Origin of the sequence: Porphyromonas sp. HMSC077F02, assembly GCF_001815465.1 — a bacterium.
In the GTDB taxonomy this organism is placed as follows: Bacteria; Bacteroidota; Bacteroidia; order Bacteroidales; family Porphyromonadaceae; genus Porphyromonas_A; species Porphyromonas_A somerae.
In genome coordinates this window covers 1-3498 of sequence record NZ_KV820632.1, presented here as the reverse complement: position 1 = coordinate 3498, position 3498 = coordinate 1, and the positions used below count along the sequence as shown (strand labels likewise).

Annotated in this window: 1 protein-coding gene; it reads right to left on the bottom strand. The window is 37.9% G+C overall.

Going from position 1 to position 3498, the window contains the following annotated elements; genetic code table 11:
* Positions 1–390: 390 nt before the first annotated feature.
* A complete protein-coding gene (locus HMPREF3027_RS01510) occupies positions 391–2694 on the bottom strand; it encodes an outer membrane beta-barrel family protein (protein ID WP_070706464.1) in 2304 nt (767 codons plus the stop codon).
* Positions 2695–3498: the final 804 nt, after the last annotated feature.

Sequence of the window (3498 nt, the reverse complement as noted above, 5' to 3'; positions counted from 1 at the left end):
ACTGTTGCACGAAGGCGATCTGCGGCGTTGCTTTTGGAATACGGCCTAGGTCACATACGCAAGTAAGCTCCCTTCGGTCTCATCCTCAGCGCCTTGCATCTCATCCTTCGTGCAACATTCTCTGGAGAGGTGATTGTAAAAAGAAAGACCGCTAAGCCGTTGAATGCACCTAAAATCGGTGCACGCGTCTTAGCAGTCTCCTTTAGTACAGCAAAGATAACTTACATAAAAGATATAACCAAATGGATATCGCTCAATTTGCCAAAGTGTTTCCTCAAAAGATGGCGGGGTAAGGACTGCTACCATAGTGCCTGACCACCATAGCCATGCATGTTGGTTCACAGTCCATCGCATCTTTTGATGAACACATTTCACATCTTGTGTCATCAATTACAATCGTTGTAGCTGCTCTGTACTCTGTATTTGTTGCTTTTTTGTCGTTTTTAAGCGATAATTAATTTTCACTCCAAATCTGCTTCTATCTTGATCTTCATTTTGAGTAAAGATAAGACCTTGATAACTCGTTGAATATTTGTCAACAGCTTGTCTCAAAATGTCATTCCAATAAAAAGTGATAGTCAAACGATTTTCATAGAAAGTCTTTTGTAATGACAGATTTAAGATATGCTGAGGCTGAATGAGGAAAATTCTTGAATATCCTTTGCCCGTAAACTGATAATTGAACTTTATATCTATTGAAGGGAAAGAAAAGGTATTCTGTAAATTAACGAAAGGGAGTGGTCTAAATAAGCACTCCTCTTTTTGTGGCTCCAATTCTAAATAGTTGACATTAAACATATATGCCAACGTCAAGGAAGGTCGGTACCAGCCAACAACTGTATTATAATTTAATAAGAGGGTGAGATTATGTTGCTTTTTTAGATTATACCATGAACTCCTAACAGTTCTATGATCTTCATTCCATACCACCTGAGACAGAGGGAGAATAGGGTCTTGAATGTACTGGTAGTTTGCCGAAAAATATAATGATCGCCATATTAAGGAGTAGTCAAAACTATGGGTCAATCGTGGACGGAGACTGGGATTACCCTCTTGGATATTATATCGATTGAGGTAATATGAATAATTACCTAGCAATCCTAGAGAAGGTCGAATCGTACTATACCTATAGCTTAGAGAATGCGATGTATTCTTTATAGGGAAAGCTACAGAGAAATATGGTAACAATTGATTTGAAGAAAAATCCTCTCTCCTTTCTTTTGCTTGGAATAGATAATTTCCTTTTTCATATCGCAGTCCTATATTGCCATTGAGTTTTCCGAGATGAAACATCATTCCTGCATAAAGAGCAAAAATACTTTCTTTTGACTGGGAATCCCTCTTTTCTTCCATAGTGCTATGTGTATTATTGGAGAGGACATTCCTATTTTGGAGGTAATCGTATTGACCTCCGATCTTAAGTGTTATTTTCTCATTGATAGGTGTCGTTACATCAGCCATTAAGGAGGCTAATTGGTTGTGACTGCCATTGTCGTTTTCTAATTGATTCTCTAAGTTACCCAGCTCTTCTTTCGTGATCTGGTTTCTATTTGCATTTGATACAGCATAATCTCCCGTTAGGGAAAGAGTCACTTTATTATCATTTACAAACTTATAAAAAGCGACAATGTGATTATAATTACTAATGTCTGTAAGAGTGGTTTTGCTATCAAATTCTATTTTGTTATTGCTTCCTTCCAGCACTTTGCTACTTGACATCCCTGTCTCTGATAGATGGGTCTTATACCCATCCCATGCAATATTTAGAGTGTGGGTTAAGGATGGAATAAAGTCTACACCAAACGAATAATTAATCATTTGTGTATTGCTTGGATACGATATCAGATGATTATCTACCTCAAAAGCGTTATTTGACATCCTGAATTGTATGTCCTGAATACTCTTTTTCTGAAACCCATCATAATTAGCAGACCCATAGAGTGTAAGATTATTTATAGAGTAACTACCACTGAGATTTTCACTATGTGACCAAACTCTACTTTTTTCTATCGCACTACTAAGACTAAGACTCAACCCTTGATTCGGTCTAATGGTTGTGATTCTAATAATTGCACCGACCTCGCTCCCGAATTCAATTCCGGGATTATTATTCACTTCTATCTTCTTGATTGTCTTTACATCTAAGGATGAAATCTCTGACATAGATAACACCTTACGATTGTTAATGTAGAATATTGGAGAAGACCCATTTAGGGTTTTAATTGCTCCACCCATATTGATAATTCCAGGTAATGCCTGAAGGAGCTTCCCAATATCAGTGTAATTTTCCAAAGGCGTTCCTGATACTAAGCTTTCAATGCTTCCAGAGCTATTGATTTTAACGGCTGGATGTTTTGCTCGGATAACAACTTCATCAAGAAACTGTGTGTCTGGATTGAGCTTGACAATAACAAAAAGAGAGTCTAACTTATCGTAATATGTTTTATAGCCAATGGAACTAACCCTTAGCCAAAGCACATCATCGCACCTACTATCCACATTCAGACTAAAAAGCCCCTGTTCATTTCCTATAACTCCATCAATAACAGTACTATCAGTTCGATGAATAGATATTGTAGCGAATGGAATTGCTTCATTTGTTGTAGAGTCAATCACTCTTCCACTGACTGTCTGTGAGTAAGAGTATAAAACACATGAGCAAATTTGAAATAATAATATGAGAATACGTTTCATAACTTTCTAACTAATGCTAAAATAACAATCTCCTAGTCTAAAGACTCTACTTTATCCCTTCTGCAATTATTGGGCTTTCCTAGTAAGCCATATTCATTTGAATAATATTTTAGACGGTAGTTCTTGTATGTACTCCTCCAAACCATACTAAATATTATTGCTTGAGTATTAATTTCTAGAGACTATTGCACGAAGGCGATCTGCTGCGTGGATTTCGGGATTCGGGCTCTGTCACGTACGTGAGTACGCTCCCAGCGCCCTAGTTGGGCCTTGGTGCCTTACGGCACCTTGCCCTCACCCTCAGCGCCTTGCATCTCATCCTTCATCCAAAGTCTCAGCACATTTGAATCAAATATGGAGAAAGGTACTTCGTGCAACATTCTCTTCTAATGCAAAGGTGACGAATTGTATTCAATTACACACTACACAAAAGTGTAATTCTTTGAGTTCCTTTGAATTTCCACACTTTTGTGTCAGGGGTTACGCATTAGGTGTATATTTATAAGTTAATGACTTTATAAAATAGGAGAAAGTAGTGGCTCAAAAACCTATTTATAACAAACTGATAATCAACACCATATAAAATCGAAAACGGAGTTGCAACTAAGCGATCGGCGAGTTGCAACTAAGCGATCGGCGAGTTGCAACTAAGCAAACCGAGATGCAACAAAGCAAATGCTTAGTTGCAACTAAACTTTTGCTCTCCGAACTAGAGAGTGAAGCTTCGTGCAACATTCTCAAAGCAGCACCCCGCTACTAGATATAAAAAAAAGCCTCATCCGATATTCTGCGTGATGGGGTGAC

Excerpts from the sequence above, each read along its gene's own strand:
- HMPREF3027_RS01510 (WP_070706464.1), bottom strand. The coding sequence starts at position 2,694 with ATGAAACGTATTCTCATATTATTATTTCAAATTTGCTCATGTGTTTTA.